This is a genomic window from Mesorhizobium sp. M8A.F.Ca.ET.207.01.1.1 (assembly GCF_004794715.1).
Classification (GTDB): Bacteria; Pseudomonadota; Alphaproteobacteria; order Rhizobiales; family Rhizobiaceae; genus Mesorhizobium.
The window spans coordinates 239,161-259,414 of the sequence record NZ_SRUS01000003.1 but is presented as its reverse complement, the minus strand read 5'-3'; the positions used below and the strand labels follow the sequence as shown (position 1 = coordinate 259,414).

Below are 20,254 nucleotides of genomic sequence, written 5' to 3'. Positions count from 1 at the left end.
GCGGGGCGGCGCGAACGCCGCCCTGCTCCTTCAGCCTTCTGCCCAGGAGAGAAGAACCTTGTCCATTGCACCATCCGCGCTGCCGATCAGCATGCGCCGGATCGAGAAGAGATTTGGCAGCGTGCCGGTGCTGCGCGACCTGAACCTCGATGTCGAGGCCGGCGAGTTCCTGACCCTGCTCGGCCCCTCCGGCTCGGGAAAGACGACGCTGCTGATGATCCTGGCCGGTTTCGTCAGGGCCAATGCCGGGAGCATCAAGGTCGGCGGCGACGAGATCATCACCACGCCGCCGCACAGGCGCAATATCGGCATGGTGTTCCAGAACTATGCGCTGTTTCCGCATATGAACGTCTTCCACAACATCGCCTTCCCGCTGAAACAGCGCGGCGTCGCGGCCGCCGAGACGGCGCAGCGGGTGGAGAAGGCGCTGGAGCTGGTAAAATTGCAGGGGCTGGGCGAGCGCCGCGTCGACCAGCTTTCCGGCGGCCAGCGCCAGCGTGTGGCCCTGGCGCGCGCCATCGTCTTCGAGCCGCGTATCGTGCTGATGGACGAGCCGCTGTCGGCGCTCGACAAGGGCCTGCGCGAGCATATGCAGATCGAGCTGCGCGCGCTTCATCGCCGCCTTGGCATGACCACGGTCTATGTCACGCACGACCAGCGCGAAGCCATCACCATGTCTGACCGCATCGCAGTCATGAACGGTGGCCGCATCGAACAGCTCGACCGGCCCGAAACGCTCTACGCCGCGCCGAAGACGCAGTTCGTGGCCGGGTTCATCGGCGAATCGAACTTCATCCCGGTCGAAAGCCGCAACGGATCGGTCTGGTATGAGGACAGGCGGATCCAGACCGGGGCGCCGACACCGCCGGCTGGTCCGCATCTGATGGTGGTGAGGCCGGAGAAGCTCAGGCTGGTCACGGCAGCCGACCCGTCGGCCCGCATCAATGTGCTCGATGCGACGGTCAGCGACATCATCTACCAGGGCGACAGTTTCGTCTGCTACGCCAGCCTGCGCGACGGCCGGCAGCTGACGCTGCGCGACTATTGCCGCAGCGATGTGCTGGCCAGAATGCCGGCGCCCGGCCAGCCGATCATGCTCGGCCTCGACGCGAAGGACACGATCCTGGTGGCGGCCGAGGGATGAGCGCGCAATCCGCCCTGCTGAAGGAGATCGCCGGCCCGGCAGGGCAGGATCTCAACGCGCAGGCGCTGCGCGCCGACGCGCGGCGTGAGTCGCTGCGGCTGCTGGCTCTGCTGGCGCCGAGCCTGTTCCTCGTCTGCGCCATCATCATCGTGCCGATCGGCTGGCTGTTCTGGCTGTCGCTGCTGGACGAGACCGGCGCCTTCAGCGCCGCCAACTATGCGCGTTTCTTCGAACAGGCTTCCTACATCAAGACCTTCATCACCACCTTCAAGGTCGCCTTCATCGTCACCGGCGCCTGCGTGCTGCTCGGCTATCCCCTGGCCTACATGCTGTCGCAACTGCCGCGCCGGGCGGCGTCGATCTGCCTGATCTTCGTCATCCTGCCGTTCTGGACGTCGGTGCTGGTGCGCACCTATGCCTGGCTGGTGATCCTGCAGCGCAAGGGCCTGATCAACAGCTGGCTGATCGATCTGGGCGTGATCAGCCAACCGCTGTCGCTGGCCAACAATTTCTCCGGCGTGGTCATCGGCATGACGCACATATTGCTGCCATTTCTCGTTTTGCCGCTCTATGCCTCGATGAAGACCATCGACATCGACTGCCTGCGCGCCGGCATGAACCTCGGCGCCGGCCCGGCCGCGACCTTCCGGCAAATCTTCTTTCCGCTGTCGCTGCCCGGCCTCGCCTCGGGCGTGGTCATCGTCTTCGTGCTCTGCCTCGGCTTCTTCGTCACCCCGGCGCTGATGGGTGGCGGCAAGGTGGTGATGTGGGCGATGCGCATGGAACAGACCACTAGCCTGTATTCCAACTGGGGGGCTGGTGCGGCACTCGGCGTCGTGCTGCTGGTGGTCACGCTGGCGCTGCTCGGCCTGTTCCAGTGGCTGCTCGGCGCGCGCGCCACCGGCGTATGGAGCTCGCGATGAGCGACGGTATCGGCCTGCCGATCTCGCACCGGCAACGCCTGTGGCTCTACGGCTTCGGCGGCCTCGTGCTGTTGTTCCTGATCGCGCCGTCGGTCATCATCGTCATCATGTCGTTTTCGGATTCGACGCTGCTGCAGTTCCCGCCGCAGCAATGGTCGCTGCGTTGGTATGAAAGCTACTTCCAGTCGCTGGAATGGCGCGACGCCACCATCGTGTCGGTCAAGGTCGCGATCATGACCGCGCTGGTGGCGACGCCGCTCGGCACCACTGCCGCCTATGCGATCAACCGGGGCACGCTGCGCTTCAACGGCACCATCAACGCGCTGCTCACGGCGTCGCTGATCATCCCGGTGATCCTGGTCGGCATCGGCACCTTCTTCCTTTACGCGCGCATCGGCCTTAACAACTCGCTGACCGGCTTGGTCATCGCCCATACGGTGCAGGCGCTGCCGCTGGTGGTGCTAACGGTGCTTTCAGGACTGCGCTCCTACGACATGAACCAGGAACGGGTGGCGCGCAGCCTGGGTGCGGGACGCATCGCGGCGTTCTGGCAGGTGACGATGCCGCAGATCCGCTTCTCGATCGTCTCTGGCGCGCTGTTTGCCTTCATCACCTCCTTCGACGAAGTTGTCGTTTCGCTGTTCATCTCGGGCGGCGAGACCACGACCCTGACACGCCGCATGTTCAACGCGCTGCGCGACCAGATCGACCCGACCATCGCTGCCATCTCGACCTGCCTGATCGTGCTGTCGGTGCTGCTTTTGTCGCTGGCACAGATTTTCGGCCGGCGGCATTGATTTCATCGGACCAATTCGCAGAAATGACCTAGGGATATCCAGACAGAATGCGTGATTTCCAGTTTCCCGGCCGTTCGCCGGTTCGTGCCACCGAAGCGATCGCCGCGACATCGCATCCGATTTCGACGCTTGCGGCCATCGAGATGCTGCGCGTCGGCGGCAATGCGATGGATGCCGCCATCTGTGCCGCCGCCGTGCAGGGCGTGGTCGAGCCGCAATCGACCGGCATCGGCGGCGATTGCTTTGTCCTTTACTGCCCCAAGGGACAGAGCGAGGTGCTGGCCTTCAACGGCTCCGGCTGCGCGCCTGCGGCCGCGACCGTCGACTGGTATCGCGACAGGGGTTTTAGCGAGCTTCCCAAACAGGGGCCGCATGCGGTGACCGTGCCGGGCGCCATCGACGCCTGGTGCCGGCTGCTGGAAGACCATGGCAGCAAGAGCCTGGCCGAGGTGCTGGCGCCGGCGATCCACTATGCCGAGAACGGCTATGTCGTGCACGACCGCGTCGCCTTCGACTGGGCGGAACCCGAAACCGACCTTTCCGCCGACGAGCATGCCGCCCGCATCTTCCTGCCGGGCGGCATGGCGCCCAAGGCCGGCGATGTGCACCGGCAGCCGGAACTTGCCGCCACCTTGCGGGTGATCGCCAAACAGGGCCGCGCCGGTTTCTACGAAGGCGCAGTGGCCGACGACATGGTGCGCCGGCTCAAGGAACTAGGTGGACTGCACACTGCGGAAGATTTCGCCGCGACACGGGGCGATTATGTGGCGCCGGTCAGCATCGCCTATGGCGGCCACGAGATTCACCAGATGCCGCCGAACAACCAGGGCCTGACGGCGCTGCTGATGCTGAACGTGCTGTCGGGTTTCAAGCTTGGCGGGCTCGACCCCAACGGCGCCGAGCGCCTGCATCTGGAGATCGAGGCCGGGCGGTTGGCCTATCGCGACCGCGACCGTTTCGTCGGCGACCAGGACCGTGTCCCGGTGCCGGTGCGAGAGCTCCTGTCGGCCACCTATGCCGAGCGGCTGCGCGCCGAGATCGACCGCGAGCGCGCCATGACGCATCTGCCGGATGTGCAACTGCCCGGCAGCGACACGGTCTATATCTCGATCGTCGACCGCGACCGCAACGCGGTCTCGTTCATCAACTCGACCTATTATTCCTTCGGCAGCGGCGTGGTCGGCCCGAAGAGCGGCGTGGTGCTGCAGAACCGCGGCTCGAGCTTCCGCCTCGATCCGGCGCACCCGAACGCGATCGCGCCCGGCAAGCGGCCGATGCACACGATCATGCCGGGCATGGCGACAAGGAACGGCCGCGTGGTGATGCCGTTCGGCGTGATGGGCGGCGGCTACCAGCCCTTCGGCCATGTCCACCTTCTGACCAACATGATCGATTTCGGCATGGACCCGCAGCAGGCGCTGGACGCGCCGCGCGTGTTCTACAATGACGGCATGGTGGAGGCGGAGCGCAACGTGCCCACCGAGGCGATCGAAGGCCTGCTCCGGCGCGGCCACGCCATCGCCGAGCCGCACCATCCGCTCGGCGGCGGACAGGCGGTGCTGATCGACTGGGAAAAGGGAACGCTGACGGGCGCGTCGGACCCGCGCAAGGATGGAATGGCGCTGGGATATTGAGGTATGGGTACCGGTAGAGCGTATTGATGGGATTCAGTTCAAGGTTGCTCGCTACTTTTCCAGGCGCTGGCGCTGCCCCTCACCTGCCTGCCGGCATCCTCTCCCCGTATAGTGACGGGGGAGAGGGACGCTCCGCTCCCTCGGCGCTTTTCTGCAACGCTGGCAGTTGGCGAAACCATCGGCGAACAGCCCTTTCTCCCCGTCGCTATACGGGGAGAAATGCCCGGCAGGGCAATGAGGAGCGGCGCGAACGTAGAAAGATTGCCCCGCTGGACTTTCGCAAGCTTTGAAACATAGTCGGTGACCATGACCCAAACCCACACAGACCTCTCCCGCCGCCTCGTCGCCGGCACCGACGACGCCCCCGCCATCCTGGCGCCCGACAGGCCCACGCTGACCCATGGCGGTCTGCGCGCGCTGATCGCGACGACCGCCACTCAGCTCCACGCCCTCGGCATCGGCCGGGGCGACCGGGTGGCGATCGTGCTGCCGAACGGACCGGAGATGGCGACGGCCTTCATCGCGGTCGCCGCCGCAGCCTCGACGGCACCGCTCAATCCGGCCTACCGGGCCGACGAACTCGATTTCTATCTCACCGACATCGGCGCCAAGGCGATCCTCGTCGCGGAGACCGAGACCGGTCCGGCCGTGACGGTGGCCGAGCGTCTCGGCATCGGCGTGCTGCGGCTGGTCGTGCAGCCAGATGCTCCGGCCGGCAGCTTCATCATCGAGGGGGCGGCGGTCGGTCCGCAGGCGGCGCCCGCGATGGCGGGGGACGACGAGATCGCGCTGCTGCTGCACACCTCCGGCACGACGTCGCGGCCCAAGCTGGTGCCGCTCAGCCATGCCAATGTCGCGTCCTCCGCCCGCCATATCGGCGCGACGCTCGGCCTGACGGCCGGTGACCGCTGCCTCAACATCATGCCGCTGTTCCACATCCATGGGCTGATCGCGGCGGTGCTGTCCTCGCTCGCATCGGGCGGCGGCATCTACTGCACGCCAGGCTTCAATGCGCTGCGCTTCTTCCAATGGCTGAGCGAGGCGAAGCCAAGCTGGTACACGGCGGTGCCGACCATGCACCAGGCGATCCTGGCGCGCGCGGCGCGCAATGCCGAAGCGCTGGGGGCGGCACGCCTGCGCTTCATCCGCTCGTCCTCGGCATCGCTGCCGGCGCAGGTCATGGCCGAACTCGAAGCGACCTTCGGCTGCCCGGTCATCGAATCCTATGGGATGACCGAGGCCGCGCACCAGATGGCCTCGAACCGGCTGCCGCCGGGCCTGCGCAAACCGGGCAGCGTCGGTGCGGCGGGCGGACCCGAAGTGGCGGTCATGGCGCCGGACGGACGGCTGATGCAGGCCGGCGAAACCGGCGAGATCGTCATTCGCGGACCCAATGTCACGTCAGGCTACGAGAAGAACCCGGACGCCAACGCCACGGCCTTTGCACATGGCTGGTTCCACACCGGCGACCAGGGCGTGCTCGACGGCGACGGCTATCTCAAGGTTACCGGCCGGCTGAAGGAGATCATCAACCGCGGCGGCGAAAAGATCTCGCCGCTCGAGGTCGACGACGTGCTGATGGACCATCCGGCGGTGGCGCAGGTCGTCACCTTCGCCATGCCGCATGACAAGCTTGGCGAGGAGGTGGCGGCGGCCGTGGTGCTGCGCGAAGGCATGAGCGCCACCGAGGGCGATATCCGCGCCCACGCCGCGACCCGGCTCGCCGATTTCAAGGTGCCGCGCAAGGTGCTGATCCTGGACGAGATCCCCAAGGGCGCCACCGGCAAGCTGCAGCGCATCGGGCTCGCCGCCAAGCTCGGGCTCTGACGATGAAGATCACCATCTTCGGCGCCGGCGCGATCGGCGGCTATCTCGCGGCCAAGCTGGCCATTGCCGGCCGCACCGATCTGTCGATCGTCGCCCGCGGCGCGCATCTCGAGGCGATCAAGGCAGATGGCCTGCGCCTGATCGAGGATGGCAAGGAAACGACCGCTCCGGTCAGGGCCGCCGCCAAGGCGGAGGAGCTTGGCGCGCAGGATTATGTCGTGCTGGCGCTGAAGGCGCATTCCGTCGCGCCCGCACTCGACCAGATCGCACCGCTGCTTGGACCCGACACATCCGTCGTCACCATGCAGAACGGCGTGCCCTGGTGGTATTTCTACAAGGCCGGCGGCGCGCTCGAAGGCACCAGGCTGCAGCAGGTCGATCCCGGCGGCACGATCTGGGAACGGCTCGGCCCGCAGCGTGTCATCGGCTCGGTCGTCTATCCCGCCGTCGAGGTCGACGCGCCCGGCCTCATCCGCCATGTCGAGGGCAGGCGCTTCTCGCTCGGCGAACCCTCGGGCGAGAAGAGCGAACGGACCACACTTCTGGCCGGGGAGTTGGTCAAGGCCGGGCTGCAGGCGCCGGTCCGCGACGACATACGCGGCGAGATCTGGATAAAACTATGGGGCAATCTCTCCTTCAACCCGATCTCGGCGCTGACCGGCAGCACGCTGGCGGGAATCGTCGCCGACGAGGGCACCCGCACGCTCGCCCGCGCCATGATGCTGGAAGCGCAGGCGATCGGCGAAAGCCTCGGCGTGCGCTTCCCCATAGACGTCGACCGCCGCATCAAGGGCGCCGGCGATGTCGGCGAACACAAGACCTCGATGCTGCAAGACCTGGAACGCGGCCGCCCTATGGAGATCGACGCGCTGGTGGGCGCGGTGCAGGAACTGGGGCGGCTGACGGGGCAGCCGACGCCGGCGATCGATGGGGTGCTGGCGCTGGTGCGGCGGCTGGCGGTGGAGCGCGGGTGTTACGGGTGAGGAGGCGGGCTGAGCCTGCGCTTGCGCCCCATCCCTCTCGACAAGAGCTGAACGCGATCGAAAGCAGGCGTGCTCAGTTGGTGCTGGTTGTTGCGGTAAACCCGCACTGCTTCTGTTCCATCTCGATCTGTTTCGTGATGCGGACGGCGTTCTGTGCGTAGGCCTCCGTCACCGAGCCACTATTCACGGTCTTGTCCTTCAGTGGGCTGACGCCCGCGCAGAGATGGAAAACATGCGGCTCCGTGGACTTCGCGGCTCCGTTTTCGGGCGCGATCCAGTAGACGACATCCTGACCGGCGGGGTGACTCGCATCCTGGGTCGCCGTCGCCACCGCGGCGGTGTCCGTGGCGATCGCCTGCGCCTGGGCGGCGACGTCGGGCGAACAGGCGGTGGTGGGCTGCCCCGACTTGATCTGGGCTGCGCAGGCGTTCATATCCTGGGTGTATTGTTCGACCGACGGGGGTTTGAAACTGATCCCCATGACAGTCGCGAGCACGGCCAGCGCAGCGCCGAGGCCGCCGGCAACCTTCTTGGTCTGCGGATCCATGTTTTTGTCGGTGAGGATCAGGAAAACCAGCGGGAGGAAGGCTATCAGCGTGATGATTGCGCCGAGTTGGTTTTGGAAGAAGAACCTGGCTGTGTCGGATGCACGGGCCGGATCGTGCCTGTTGGCCGCCTTCCACAGCAAATTGCCGGCGATTGCGAAAATCGCAATGCCGACCAGAAGGCCGATGATCAGCGGCAGGTGTCCCTGGTCGAACCTGTTCTGGCGAAGCAGAATAATCCCGTAGATCTCGCCGCCAATGGCGACGATCCACGACAGTGCGGCGAAAAGGCGAAGACGCGTGGCGGAGGACTTCTGGCCCTGCGTCGCTTGCCAATCCTTGGTAACGTCTGGCTTGTTGTCGGTCATTGACCAGATCCCCTGATATCGACACTTATGCGAGCGGCATTGGACCAGAAGGCCAACCCGCCCTGCGCTGCGTCATTCAACAAACGTCACCTGCCTTAGCGACGCGGCGAAAATGCGAATACCATAGCAGGCTTCATCCCCATCCATATTGCGCATGATTGGATCCGTCCATACCCACGGAGGCGGACGCCTATGCGGCGATGGCTCCGTTCCACTCTGGGCAAAGCGCCCCTTGCGGCAGCCCGCTCAATCGCGGTTAGTCGATCTGGAGCTGATCAGCCCCTGCCCGGCCGTTTGAGAAGCCGCGTCGGAAAATGAGCACGCACACCATGAAGATCAGCCCCGTCGTGATGGTCACCGGGAAGCCTGACGTGGCCAGCGTGTTTTTCCAGGCCGACGACGAGGCTGGCGCCGGTGATCGGGCCGACCATGGTGCCGATGCCGCCGAGAAGCGTCATCAGGATCACCTCGCCCGACATCTGCCAGGTGACGTCGGTGAGGGTGGCGAACTGGAAGACGATCGCCTTGAGGGAGCCCGGCCAGCGGCGGCCGTCCCTCAGCCCTCGGCGGCGACGAGATGGCCGTCGCCGACGTCGCTCAGCGCCAGTTTCAGCGGCGCCTCGCCGATCCGGCGCGTCGCGCTGGGGATTTCCTGATCGAGGCGGGCGAAACGGTTTCTGCGCCGCGCGGGATCGGGCACCGGCACGGCTTCGATCAGCCTTTTGGTGTAGGGGTGGCGCGGGTTTGAAAAAACCTGGTCGCGCGAGCCCATCTCGACGATCTGGCCGAGATACATGACGGCGACACGGTCGGAGATGTTCTCGACCACGGCCATGTCGTGCGAGATGAAGAGATAGGCGACACCGAATTCGCGCTGCAGTTCCTTCAACAGGTCGAGCACGCGCGCCTGCACCGAGACGTCGAGCGCGGAGACGCTTTCATCGGCGATGATCAGTTTTGGCCTGAGCGCCAGCGCACGCGCGATGCAGACACGCTGGCGCTGGCCGCCGGAGAACTCGTGCGGATAGAGCTCCATCTGATCCGATGATAGGCCGACACGATCGAACAAGGCCGCGACCCGCTCGCGGCGCTCTTCCTTCGAGGCGATGCCGTGGATGACCAGCGGCTCGGCGACGAGGTCGCCGACGCGCATGCGCGGGTCGAGCGAAGCAAACGGATCCTGAAAGATCATCTGCACGTCGCGGCGCACCGCCTTGCGTTCGTCGCGGCCGAGGCCGGACAGGTTGCGGCCGCCGACGACAATATCGCCGCTATACGGCACGAGCCCGGCCAGCGCCTTGGCGGTGGTCGACTTGCCGCAGCCTGATTCGCCGACCAGCGCCAGCGTCTCGTTGGGCGCGATCGAGAAGCTGACGCCCTCGACGGCATGGACGCGCCGGGTGACCCGACCGAAGACGCCGCCGCGCAGGTCGAAGCGGACATGGAGGTCTTTCACATCGGCGACATTGGCCGGCATTGCGGCTTCGGCAATCTCTTTCGACGCCTGCCGACCGACGCCACTGCCGATACGCGGCACGGCGGCGAGCAGCTCGCGCGTATAATCGGCTTGCGGGTGAGCGAAAATGTCAGATGTCTTGCCTTCCTCGACCATGCTTCCATGCCGCATGATGATGACGCGGTCGGCCATCTCGGCGACCACGCCCATGTCGTGGGTGATCAGGATGACGCTGGTGCCATGCTGCCGTTGCAGGTCCCGCAGCAGCTCCAGCACCTCGCCCTGCACGGTGACGTCGAGCGCCGTCGTCGGCTCGTCGGCGATCAGCACGTCGGGCTCCAGCGCCAGCGCCATGGCGATCATCACCCGCTGGCGCATGCCGCCGGAGAGCTCATGCGGAAACTGTTTTAGCCGGCTTTCGGCTTCCGAAATGCGCACCGCCTTCAGCGCCTCGATGGCACGCTGGCGGGCCTGCGCAGGCGTCAGGCTGGTGTGCGCCTCGATGGATTCGGTGAGCTGGCGACCGATCGACAGCACCGGATTGAGCGATGTCATCGGCTCCTGGAAGATCATGGCGATACGGTCGCCGCGGATACGGCGCATGCGGCGTTCGTCAAGCGTGGTCAGCTCGGTGTCGGCCAAACGGATAGTGCCGGCGGAGATGCGCGCGGCGGGCTGCGGCAGGAGCTGCATGATGGCAAGCGCGGTCATGGACTTGCCGGAGCCGGACTCGCCGGCGATGCAGAGTGTTTCGCCACGCTCGAGCGTCAGGGAGAGGTCGGAGACGACGTCGCGAGAGCCATCCTCGCCGCGCACGGAGACGGAGAGGTTGGCGACGCTGAGGATGGGGTTGGGGGTGGTCATTGGAGGCGCAGGCTTCCGAGAGGTTTAGCGCGGCACGCCCCCCTCTGTCCTGCCGGACATCTCCCCCTCGAGGGGGGAGATTGAACGGCACGCAGGCCTTCGCCAATTTCCAACGCTGCAATCGGGGAAGCCGGCATGAATGACAGCCAATCTCCCCCCTTGAGGGGGAGATGCCCGGCAGGGCAGAGGGGGGTGCCTTGGCGCTGACCTGGCCTCATTCAAACACGCAACGCGGAAAATAGAACGACACCACCCAGTTAGGCATGTCGACGATTTCGCTGATCCGGAGATCGCCGCAGACCGATGCCAGCATGTAGGCCTCGACGGGATCTATTTTGTAGCGGCCCGCCAACAGGTCGACCATCTGGGCGACCGCTTCCTTCGCGCCGGTCATCAGGTCGGGGCCGATGCCGGTCGTCACCTCATAGCCCTTGGCGTCGAGATGGCGCGTCACCGGGCCAGATGTGGTGAAGCGTGGCGTCTTCAGCTGCGCATCTTTCACCAAATCGAGCTTGAGCACGACGTCCATCGGGCTTTCGATCGCGGTGCCGCAGACCTCGCCGTCGCCTTGCGCGGCATGGGTGTCGCCGACCGAGAACAGCGCGCCCGCCACTTCCACCGGCAGATAGAGCGTGGTGCCGGCGGCAAGGTCGCGAATGTCGAGATTGCCGCCGACGCGACGTGGCGGCACCACCGAGTGGTGGCCCATCTCGGCCGGCGCGTTGCCGATGGTGCCGGCAAAGGGCTTCAGCGGCACGCGGGCGTTCTTGCCGAACAATGCTGGCTCCAGTGAAGCCGCGTCGTATTTCCAGATGTTCAGCGCCGGCTCCTTGAAGTCGTCGGCGAGCAGGCCGAAGCCCGGAATGTTCGCCGTCCAGCCGAAGCCGGACGGTTTGAACATCTCGATCGTCACCTTCAGCGCATCGCCGGGCTCGGCACCCTCGACGAAGATCGGCCCGGTAACCGGATTGATCCCCGCGAAGTCTAGCTTGGCAATGTCGGCGGCGGTGCTATCGGGCCTCAGCTGGCCACCGCCGGCATCGAGGCACTGGAACTCGATGGTGGAGCCGGGCGCCACGCGCTGCGCCGGGACAAACGAATTGTCCCAGCCGAAATGGTGGTGGCGCCCGTGGATGGTGTAGTCGCAGTTATTGCACATCTTTTACGTACACATTGTCGTAGTTGATCGGAACGTGGACCGGGTCGACATAGAGGTTGTCGGCGCCGCCCATGCGGGCCGATTTCATGGTGAATCGCTGCTCGTTGAAGACCGGCGCCCAGGGCGCGTCCGCCATGATCTTCGCGTAGATGTCGCTCCACATCTTGCTGCGCTCCCCGGCCTTCGCAGGGTCGACAATCGAGTCGGCCTCGGCCGCCTTGGCGTCGAGTTCCTTGTTGCAATACCACGACCAGTTCCAGCCGCCCGGCACGGCACCGGCGCAGCCCAGGATTGGACCGTAGAAGTTCGACGGATCGGGGAAGTCGGCGATCCAGCCCATGCCGCCCGACCAGATCATCGGCGCGCCGGCCTTGTCGCCGCCGGCGGCGATGACGTTGGCCTGCGCCAGCGACTGGATGCTGGCCTTGATGCCGATTGCCGCAAGGTCCTGCTGGATCGCCTGGGCGATGCGTGGGTTGGGGTCGGTGTTCATGGCGAACAATTGCGTCTCGAAACCATCGGGATGGCCGGCCTCGGCAAGCAGCGCCTTGGCCTTGGCGACGTCGTAGGGATAACCCTTGTAGGCCTTGTCGTAGCCCGGCATCGATGGCGGCAGCGGCTGGTTGGCCGGCACGGCGCGGCCGTTGATGATCTGGATGATGCGCGCCTTGTTGAGCGCCATGTTGACGGCCTGGCGCACCTTCACATTGTCGAACGGCGCCATGGTGGTGTTCATGGTGACATAGCCGGTGTGCAACTGGCCGCCCTCGACGACGCGCGCCTTCTGCTCGGGATCGGCCATCACCTCCTGGAATTTTGCCGGAGGAATGCCGTCGAGCGGCAGGTCGATCTCACCTTTCTGCAGGCGCAGCAAAGCCACGATCGGCTCCTGGCCAACCTCGAAGGTGATCTTGTCGAGATGCGGCAGGCCTTTGTGCCAATAGTCCGGATTGCGCTCGAAGACGATGCGCTGGCCGAGCGTCCACTCGGCGAGTTTGAACGCCCCGGTGCCGACCGGATGCTTGCCGAAATCGGCGCCATATTTTTCCACCTCTTCCTTCGGCACGACATGCGAGAAGTTGATGGCCATGACATGCAGGAAGGTGGCGTCGGGGCGGGTCAGCTCGAACTTGACCGTGTAGGGGTCGACGACGGTGACGCCGGAGAGGCCTTCGGCCTTGCCCGCGGCGACATCGTCATAACCCTTGATCGAGCCGAAGAAGCCGGCGCCGGGGCTCTGCGTCTTGGGGTTGGTGACGCGGTCGAGCGAATATTTGACGTCGTCGGCCGTCATCTCGCGGCCATTGTGGAATTTCACGCCATGGCGCAGCTTGAAGGTGAAGGTCTTGCCGTCGGGCGAAATCTCGTAGCTCTCGGCGAGGTCGGGCTTGAGGTTGGTGGTGCCGGGCTCGTAATCCATAAGTCCGTCGAACAGGCTCTTGATCATCGACCAGTTCTGCCAGTCATAGCCGATCGCCGGATCGAGCGTCGTGACATCGTCCTTGTATGTGGCGATGATTTCGCCGCCCTGCCTGGCGTTGGGGTCGATCGTGTCCTCGGCGCGGGCGCTGGTCATGCCGAGCATCAGCGCCAAGGCCGATGCGGCGACGGTCGATGCGAGAAACTTCTTCATTGTCGTGTTCCCTTTCTCTGTTTGTTTTCTGGTTTCATCCGGGCGCTCATCTCAGTTTGATACGGGGGTCGATGAACGGCGCGATGATGTCGGCCAAGAGGTTGCCGAGCACGATGGCGAAGGCCGAAACCAGCGTGACGCCCATGATGATCGGAATGTCGACGCGCTGGATGGCCTGCCACGCCAGCTGGCCGATGCCTGGCCAGCCGAACACGCTTTCGACGACGACGATGCCGCCCATGAAGATGCCGATGTCGATGCCGATCATGGCGATGACCGGCAGGATGGCGTTGGGCAGAGCATGGCGGAAAATGATGGCGCCCCGCGCCAGACCTTTCGCACGCGCGGTGCGCACGTAATCCTGACGCAGCACGTCGATCATCGACGAGCGCATCATGCGCGCGTACCAGCCGGCGCCGAGGATGCCCATGGTGAGCGAGGGCAGCACGAGATGGCGCCAGGTGCCGTAACCACCGATCGGAAACCAGCTCAGCCTGACCGCAAAAACGTAGAGCAGCAAAAGGCCGACGACGAATTGCGGCGCCGAGACGCCGACGAAGGAGGCGACCATCAAGGTCTGGTCGGTGGCGGTGCCGCGCTTGACGGCGGCGATCAGGCCCATCGAGAGCCCGATCAGCAATTCGCACAGGATGGCGCCGACCATCAGAAGCAGGCTGGCCGGTAGCCGCGAGAGATCAGCTCGGTAACCTCGGAGCGCTGGATGTAGGAGCGCCCGAGATCGCCGCCGACGAGCTTGACCAGATAGTGCCAGTACTGGACGACGAAGGGCTGGTCGAGGCCGAGCTGCTGGCGGATGTTCTCCACCGTCTGCGGCGTGGCGCTGCGGCCGGCGATCTGGCGCACCGGATCGGCGGGCAGGAGATAGAGCAGCGCGAAGGTGATCAGCGAGACGCCGAGCAGGATGAGCAGCGACTGGATCAGTCGGCGGCCGAGATAGGCGATCATGACCGGCCTCCCATTATTCCCGGCCCCCCATTATTCCCGGCCCCTTTGCGTCGGGTCGAGGATGTCGCGCAGCGCGTCGCCGATCAGGTTGAAGGCCAGCGCCAGCGCCAGGATCGCGGCGCCGGGAAAAAACACCAGCCAGGGTGCGGCCTGGAAATAGGTCTGGTTCTCGAAGATGATGTTGCCCCACGATGCCGTCGGCGGCTGCACGCCGATACCGAGGAAGGAAAGCGTCGCCTCCAGCAGCACCGTGGTCGAGATGCCGAGCGTGCCCCAGACGATGATGGTGGGCAGGAGATGCGGCAGTATGTGGCGAAACAGGATGCGCGGCGCGCTCGCGCCGATGGTGCGCTCGGCGTCGATGAACTCGCGTTCGGCGAGCGACGAGGTTTCGGTGTAGATGACGCGCGCGGTCTGCACCCAGTTGACCAGGGCGATGACCATGGCGACGATCCAGAGGCTGGGCTGGAACACCGCCGCCAGGCAGATGGCCAGCAGCAGCGCCGGGAAGGCCATCATCAGATCGGTGAAACGCATCAGCGCGCTGCCGACCCAGCCGCGGAAATAGCCCGCGCTGACGCCGACAAGCGTGCCTATGAGCAGCGCCACGCCATTGGCGACGATGCCGATGATCAGCGAGGTGCGCGCGCCGTAGAGGATGCGGGTCAGAAGATCGCGCCCGAGCAGGTCGGTGCCCAGCCAGAATTTCGCGGTCGGCGGCAGCGGCGAGCCCTCGATGGTCAGGCCGTCGAACATCTGCTCGTTGGGATCGTAGCCGGTCAGCCACGGCGCCAGGATCGCGCCGGCGACGACGATGGCCACGATGACCAAGCCGAGCAGCGCCAGGCGGCGCTTGATCAGCCGGCGCCAGACGCCGGCGCGCGGCTTGGCCGGCATGCGCCCGGCCGTGAGATCAGGCGCGATGGGACTGGTCATCGCCGCCTTCCTCTTCGGTCTTGGCCTCGTCCGTCATCGCCACGATACGGCGCGCGGCGTCCTCGACGCTGATCTGCCAGCTCATCGCCAGCGAGCGCAGCTGCGCATAGGCGCGGTCGTCGTCGCCGCCTTTCGACAAAGCCGAGACAGCCCGCACGATGGTCTGGCGCTCGGCGACACGCTGGCGCAGCGCGGCGATCTCGCCGGCTAAATGCTTTCGAGCCTCGAAACTCTGGCGCGCGATCAGCAGCGCGCTGTAGACGCCGGCATTGCCGACCGGCTTCAGGAGCTGGGCATCGGCCTTGTGCGACAGCGCCCATTCGATGCGGCCGGGCGCTTCGGACCCGATCAGCGCCACCAGCGGCATCGGCGCCTCGCCCGGCTTCCAGGGGAATTGCTCGTCGAAGCCGAGATCGGCGTCGAAGAAGACGAAGTCCGCGGCCAGCGCCTCCGGCGCCAGTTCCGGCCAGCAGTCCACGGTGACAAGCCCGATGGCCGACAATTGCCTGGTGATCGCCTGCACCGTCGGGTGCGGGCGATGCAGGACAAAGGCCCTGGCGCCGCCGAGATTGGGGATGCGCGGGGTTCGGGTCACGACACCACCCTGAGGCGTGGCCGGCCGAATGTCTTTGCCGGGTCGTAGCGCGACAGATACGGGTCCGGCGCGACCTCGTCCTCGCGGCTGACGACTTCGAAGAAGCCGTCGGCGATCCGGCCGATGATGACAGGCAGCGTCGCGTGCTGGGAGTGGGCGTCGATGGCGATCGGGCCGAGCCGGGTGGAAAAGCGCCGTTCCGCGAAAGCCTTGGAGAATTCCGCCGGACCGGCCTCGGGATCGCGCAACAGCACGTCGGCCATCACCTGCACCGAGGCATAGGCGGAGGCCTCGAAGGACGAGGCGAAGGCGGCCGGCCTTGGCGCGAAATAGGGCCCGACCGACAGGTGGCCCTTGCCGGTCTCGCCGATCGCCGGCAGTTCACCCTCGGTGAGGTTGCAGGAGATCACCGGGCAGTTTTGCGAACTGAAGGCGGGATCCTCGACGCCCAGGTCGCGATAGGCCGCCAGGAAGGCATAGGACGAGGTGCCGATCAGATTGTTGAGGATGAAGTTCGGCCGCGTCGCCCGGATTTCGGCGATCAGCCGCGACACGTCGATCTCGCCGATGCGCAGGTAGCGCTCGCCCAGCACCTTGCCGCCGGCGTCCGCGATCAGGTCGCGCGCGACGCGGTTCATCTCCCAGCCCCAGATGTAGTTCGACCCGAGTAGAAAACCGTTGGCGCCGAAGCGCGGCACGACATGAGCCAGCAGCGGCACCAGGTGCTGGTTGGGGCAAGCATGCATGTAGACGACATGCTCGTTGGCCTCGAAACCCTCATAGGGGCAGGCATACCAGAGCATGCCGCCGGCCTTCTCCAGCACCGGAATCGTCTCCTTGCGGCTCCAGGAGGTGACGCAGCCGACGACATGGCGGGCGTTGCTGGTTTTGAAAATATCCTCGCACAGCGTCGCGTAGCGATCGGCATTGCTTTGCGGATCGCGCTCGACCGGCACCAGCTCGATGCCTGAACTCCTGTCGGCGTTGATGTCGGCGATGGCGCGCATGGCGCCCATGCGGCACGCGTCGGAAACGAGCTGATAACTGCCCGAGCGGGAATAGAGGATGCCGATTTCGATGCGCCGTTTCAAACAGGACCCCAGAAATGACAATGCCCCGCAGCCAGCGCCGGAAAAGGCGAGGCATACGAGGCATGTTTGCCGCCCGGCGATCAGAGCCGGTATTTGGCCTTAGCGTATTCGGTCCGGCGGGTCAGTCAAGCCCTCAACGCCATCCGCGTCAAACAGCGAAGGCCGGCCATCGCTATTTCCCGCGAAATCCGCTGCCGCTATTTGGCGGCCGGCCTGTGTTGGCGGGCATAGGCCACGCAGGCATCCACGGTGCTGACACAAAGCGCGTCGCGCCTGTTTGGCAGATTGTTGTCGCCGGCGTAGGCAACTTCGGCGACGCGGCCGCCGAACATGCGGACCTGCGTGTCGCAATAGCCGCCGGGAGCGACATTGAGGGAGCCACCGAGCGCCGGGACCGGCCCCACCGACAGGGTCGGGACGACGATGCTGAGATTGCCGCGCTGAACGACGCGCTTATAGGTCCAGATCTGGCCGGATCCGCCGGCGTCCGCGGTGGCGGTTGGAAACCCCGCGCACATTCGAACGTCGGCTTCGCTGAGACCGACCATCTCCTTGCGAGCCGCCGCCGCCGTGGGTCAACCTTGGCGATGCGCGACGTGTCGTCGGGAACGACGCAGGATGACTGGACGACGACGATGAGACCAGAAAGGGCAAGCTTTCGAATACAGGAAAATGTCATACTGATTGTTGAGATCGCGTGGCCCGCCGCCCTCTCTACCTAGGCATGCAGGCCGCCGGATCAACCCGCGCACCTTCACGAAAAGGTGGCCATTGCTGCATCGGGGAAGAATGCTGTCCTCAGGCACAATCAATCAGCGTAAGGATCAATGCCCTTGCAACTGCCTCCGCCGCCACGCGGCCGGCGCCTCGCCGGTACGCTCGCGGAAGAAGCGGGAGAAATAGGCCGGATCGTCGAAGCCGACTTCGTAGGCGATGTCCTCGACCGTGCGCACGGTGAACAGCAGCAGCCGCTTGGCTTCCAGCAACCGGCGCTCGCCGACCACCCGCTTGACGCCGCTGCCCAGCACCGCGTGGGCGGCCTTGTCGAGCAAATGCGGCGTCGTGGCGAGGGCCTCGACGTAGCGGTCGACCGGCCAGTTGTCGCGGAAATGCGCATCGACGAGCCTCCGCAGCCCCCGCGCCAGTGAAGTGTCGGAAGAGCCCCGGGCATCCGTCGGCTCAGGAGCGAGCCTCGCGATATGGGAGAGCGCGACAGCGATCAGCGCCGGCAGCACCTTGTCGCTGCCGCCCTGCGCCTCGGCGTATTCGGCGGCGATCATGTCCAGCACCGTTGCCAGCCTTTGCCATGCGGCGTGCTGGGGCAGGGCGTCGGTGAAGACCGGCCGGTCGAGCGGCAGCAGGCTGTGGCCAGCAAGCGTGGCCAGCGCATCGTCGGCGACCGAGACGACGATGGCGTCGGTGCCTGGTCCGATCGAAAAACCATGCACGATGGTGCTCGGCACGAAGCTGACGGCCGGCGCCGAAAAGTCCCAGGAGCGGTCCTCGATGCGGTAGGTGCCGGAGCCCCCGGTCCAGTAGGTGATCTGGCCCATCTGCGGGTGCTTGTGCGCGGCGACCTGGCCAAGGTGAATGTTGCTGCGCGCAAGCACCGTCTCGACATGCAGGAAGCCAACATCGAGCGGCCGCACCGGTTCGCCATAGACGAAGAAATGGGGAATGGAATTCTGGCTCATGGCGCCGGAAAAAGTCCAATCGGTTTTGCCGTTCCGTCCATACCCGATCGCCAGCGGAGGCGCTAGGGTTGCGGTACAAAGTGGAGGAGCATCATGCGGTCGGAAGATTTTCGCGCGGACAAAGCGCGCCCGTTCACGGGGGCGGAGTATCTGGAGAGCCTGCGCGACGGGCGCGAGGTCTATATCAATGGCGAGCGCATAGCAGACGTCACCACCCATCCGGCGATGCGCAATTCGGCGCGGTCGCTGGCGCGGCTCTACGATGCGCTGCATGACGGCAAGCGTCGAGAGACGCTGACCTCTGCGACCGACACCGGGTCGGGTGGCTATACCCACAAATATTTCCGCGTCGCCAAATCCTCCGGCGAACTCGCGGCCCAGCAGACGGCGATCGCCGAGTGGTCACGCATGTCCTATGGCTGGATGGGGCGCACGCCCGACTACAAGGCGGCGCTGATGAACACGCTCGGCGCCAATGCCGACTGGTACGGACCGTTCAAGGACAATGCGCTGGCCTGGCACAAACGCGCCCAGGAAGCCGTGCTGTTCATGAACCACGCAATCGTCAACCCGCCGATCGACCGCCACAAACCGGCCGAACAGGTGAAGGACGTCTTCGTCCACATCACTGGGGAAACTGATGCCGGCATCTATGTTTCCGGCGCCAAGGTGGTGGCGACGTCCTCGGCGCTGACGCACTACAATTTCCTGGCGCAGGGCTCGGCGACGGTGACCGAGGATCCGTCGCTGTCGGTGATGTTCATCGTGCCGATGAACGCGCCGGGGATAAAGATGTTCTGCCGCGTCTCCTATGAGCAGACGGCCAACACGGTCGGCGCGCCCTTCGACTATCCCTTGTCGTCGCGCTTCGACGAGAACGACGCCATCCTCGTGCTCGACAATGTCTTCATCCCCTGGGAGGACGTGCTGGTGCTGCGCGACGCGCAAAAGATCCTGTCGTTCCACCCGGCATCCGGCTTCATGCACGGTTACTGCTTCCAGGGCTGCACCCGTTTTGCCGTGAAGCTCGACTTCCTCGCCGGCCTGCTGGCCAAGGCGCTGCGCGCCACCGGCGGCGACGCGTTTCGCGGCAACCAGGCAGCGCTTGGTGAGGTCATTGCGCTCAGGCACATGTTCTGGAGTTTCTCCAATGCCATGGCCCACAACCCGATCCCATGGGCGAACGGCGCGGTGCTGCCCAATCTCGATGCCGCGCTGGCCTACCGCACCTTCATGTCGGAGGCCTATCCGCGCGTCATCGACACGGTGCGCCGTGTGATCGCGTCCGGCCTGATCTATTTGCCGTCGTCGGTGCGCGATTTCAACAATCCCGAGATCGACAAATATCTGGCGCAATATGTGCGCGGCTCCAACGACATGGGCCATATCGAGCGCATCAAGATCATGAAGCTTTTGTGGGACGCGACCGGCGCCGAATTCGGCGGCCGCCACGCGCTATACGAGCTCAACTACGCCGGCGCACCGGAAGAGGTGCGGCTGCAGGTGCTGAAGGGCGCCGAGCGCGGCGGCCGGCTGAAGGCGATGGAGGAACTGGTCGACACCTGCATGGCCGACTATGACGAGCATGGCTGGACGGGGAATACCTGGCTGCCGCCGCTCACTCCAACGGCCGGATGAA

The 20,254-nt window shown here is 65.4% G+C and carries 16 protein-coding genes and 2 pseudogenes; 7 read left to right on the top strand and 11 right to left on the bottom strand.

From position 1 onward, the window contains the following. Window positions 1-58 precede the first annotated feature (58 nt). From EN850_RS09925 to EN850_RS09895, 6 genes are all read left to right on the top strand, one after another. Window positions 59-1,144 (top strand): ABC transporter ATP-binding protein, encoded by a 1,086-nt coding sequence (locus EN850_RS09925; protein ID WP_136091144.1) that lies wholly within the window; start codon window positions 59-61, stop codon window positions 1,142-1,144. Next, the gene (locus tag EN850_RS09920; protein WP_136091143.1) at window positions 1,141-2,067 is read left to right on the top strand and encodes an ABC transporter permease; all 927 of its coding nucleotides are present in this window, start codon (window positions 1,141-1,143) and stop codon (window positions 2,065-2,067) included. The genes EN850_RS09925 and EN850_RS09920 overlap by 4 nt, the downstream gene beginning before the upstream one ends. Continuing rightward, a complete protein-coding gene (locus EN850_RS09915; RefSeq protein WP_136091142.1) occupies window positions 2,064-2,864 on the top strand; it encodes an ABC transporter permease in 801 nt (266 codons plus the stop codon). The genes EN850_RS09920 and EN850_RS09915 overlap by 4 nt, the downstream gene beginning before the upstream one ends. A gap of 47 nt (window positions 2,865-2,911) precedes the next feature. Then, window positions 2,912-4,498 carry a gamma-glutamyltransferase gene (gene ggt / locus EN850_RS09910; RefSeq protein WP_136091141.1) on the top strand — a complete coding sequence of 529 codons (1,587 nt, stop codon included), beginning with the start codon at window positions 2,912-2,914 and terminating at the stop codon, window positions 4,496-4,498. A gap of 306 nt (window positions 4,499-4,804) precedes the next feature. Further along, window positions 4,805-6,325, top strand: coding sequence for an acyl--CoA ligase (locus EN850_RS09900; RefSeq protein WP_189591067.1), 1,521 nt, complete (start codon window positions 4,805-4,807; stop codon window positions 6,323-6,325). 2 nt (window positions 6,326-6,327) lie between these two features. Beyond that, window positions 6,328-7,308, top strand: coding sequence for a 2-dehydropantoate 2-reductase (locus EN850_RS09895; protein WP_136091139.1), 981 nt, complete (start codon window positions 6,328-6,330; stop codon window positions 7,306-7,308). 73 nt (window positions 7,309-7,381) lie between these two features. Here the strand turns inward: EN850_RS09895 and EN850_RS09890 are convergent, their stop codons facing one another. The 11 genes and pseudogenes from EN850_RS09890 to EN850_RS09835 form a co-directional block, all read right to left on the bottom strand. Then, a complete protein-coding gene (locus tag EN850_RS09890) occupies window positions 7,382-8,221 on the bottom strand; it encodes a hypothetical protein (protein WP_135862773.1) in 840 nt (279 codons plus the stop codon). A gap of 256 nt (window positions 8,222-8,477) precedes the next feature. Beyond that, window positions 8,478-8,751 (bottom strand): annotated as a pseudogene (locus EN850_RS09885) (hypothetical protein); the annotation flags it as partial. 26 nt (window positions 8,752-8,777) lie between these two features. After that, entirely contained in the window at window positions 8,778-10,541 is a 1,764-nt protein-coding gene (locus EN850_RS09880) for an ABC transporter ATP-binding protein (protein ID WP_136091138.1), read from the bottom strand. Window positions 10,542-10,755: 214 nt separating this feature from the next. Beyond that, on the bottom strand, window positions 10,756-11,700 hold the full coding sequence (locus EN850_RS09870; RefSeq protein ID WP_136091137.1) for an acetamidase/formamidase family protein: 945 nt from the start codon (window positions 11,698-11,700) through the stop codon (window positions 10,756-10,758). Next, window positions 11,690-13,333, bottom strand: a complete 1,644-nt coding sequence (locus tag EN850_RS09865) for an ABC transporter substrate-binding protein (protein ID WP_135930244.1) — start codon at window positions 13,331-13,333, stop codon at window positions 11,690-11,692. The genes EN850_RS09870 and EN850_RS09865 overlap by 11 nt, the downstream gene beginning before the upstream one ends. A gap of 46 nt (window positions 13,334-13,379) precedes the next feature. Then, window positions 13,380-14,299: pseudogene (locus EN850_RS09860) on the bottom strand (ABC transporter permease). 30 nt (window positions 14,300-14,329) lie between these two features. Next, the gene (locus tag EN850_RS09855; RefSeq protein WP_135921852.1) at window positions 14,330-15,235 is read right to left on the bottom strand and encodes an ABC transporter permease; all 906 of its coding nucleotides are present in this window, start codon (window positions 15,233-15,235) and stop codon (window positions 14,330-14,332) included. Next, entirely contained in the window at window positions 15,213-15,830 is a 618-nt protein-coding gene (locus tag EN850_RS09850) for an ANTAR domain-containing protein (RefSeq protein WP_127278050.1), read from the bottom strand. Before EN850_RS09850 ends, EN850_RS09855 begins: the two co-directional genes overlap by 23 nt. Beyond that, the gene (locus EN850_RS09845; protein ID WP_136091136.1) at window positions 15,827-16,921 is read right to left on the bottom strand and encodes a transporter substrate-binding protein; all 1,095 of its coding nucleotides are present in this window, start codon (window positions 16,919-16,921) and stop codon (window positions 15,827-15,829) included. Before EN850_RS09845 ends, EN850_RS09850 begins: the two co-directional genes overlap by 4 nt. Before the next feature lie 197 nt (window positions 16,922-17,118). Continuing rightward, window positions 17,119-17,469, bottom strand: coding sequence for a hypothetical protein (locus EN850_RS09840; protein ID WP_246689169.1), 351 nt, complete (start codon window positions 17,467-17,469; stop codon window positions 17,119-17,121). Window positions 17,470-17,745: 276 nt separating this feature from the next. Next, on the bottom strand, window positions 17,746-18,615 hold the full coding sequence (locus EN850_RS09835; protein ID WP_136091135.1) for a helix-turn-helix domain-containing protein: 870 nt from the start codon (window positions 18,613-18,615) through the stop codon (window positions 17,746-17,748). A gap of 93 nt (window positions 18,616-18,708) precedes the next feature. Between EN850_RS09835 and EN850_RS09830 the strand changes: the two genes are divergently transcribed. Continuing rightward, on the top strand, window positions 18,709-20,253 hold the full coding sequence (locus EN850_RS09830) for a 4-hydroxyphenylacetate 3-hydroxylase N-terminal domain-containing protein (protein WP_136091134.1): 1,545 nt from the start codon (window positions 18,709-18,711) through the stop codon (window positions 20,251-20,253). Window position 20,254: the final 1 nt, after the last annotated feature.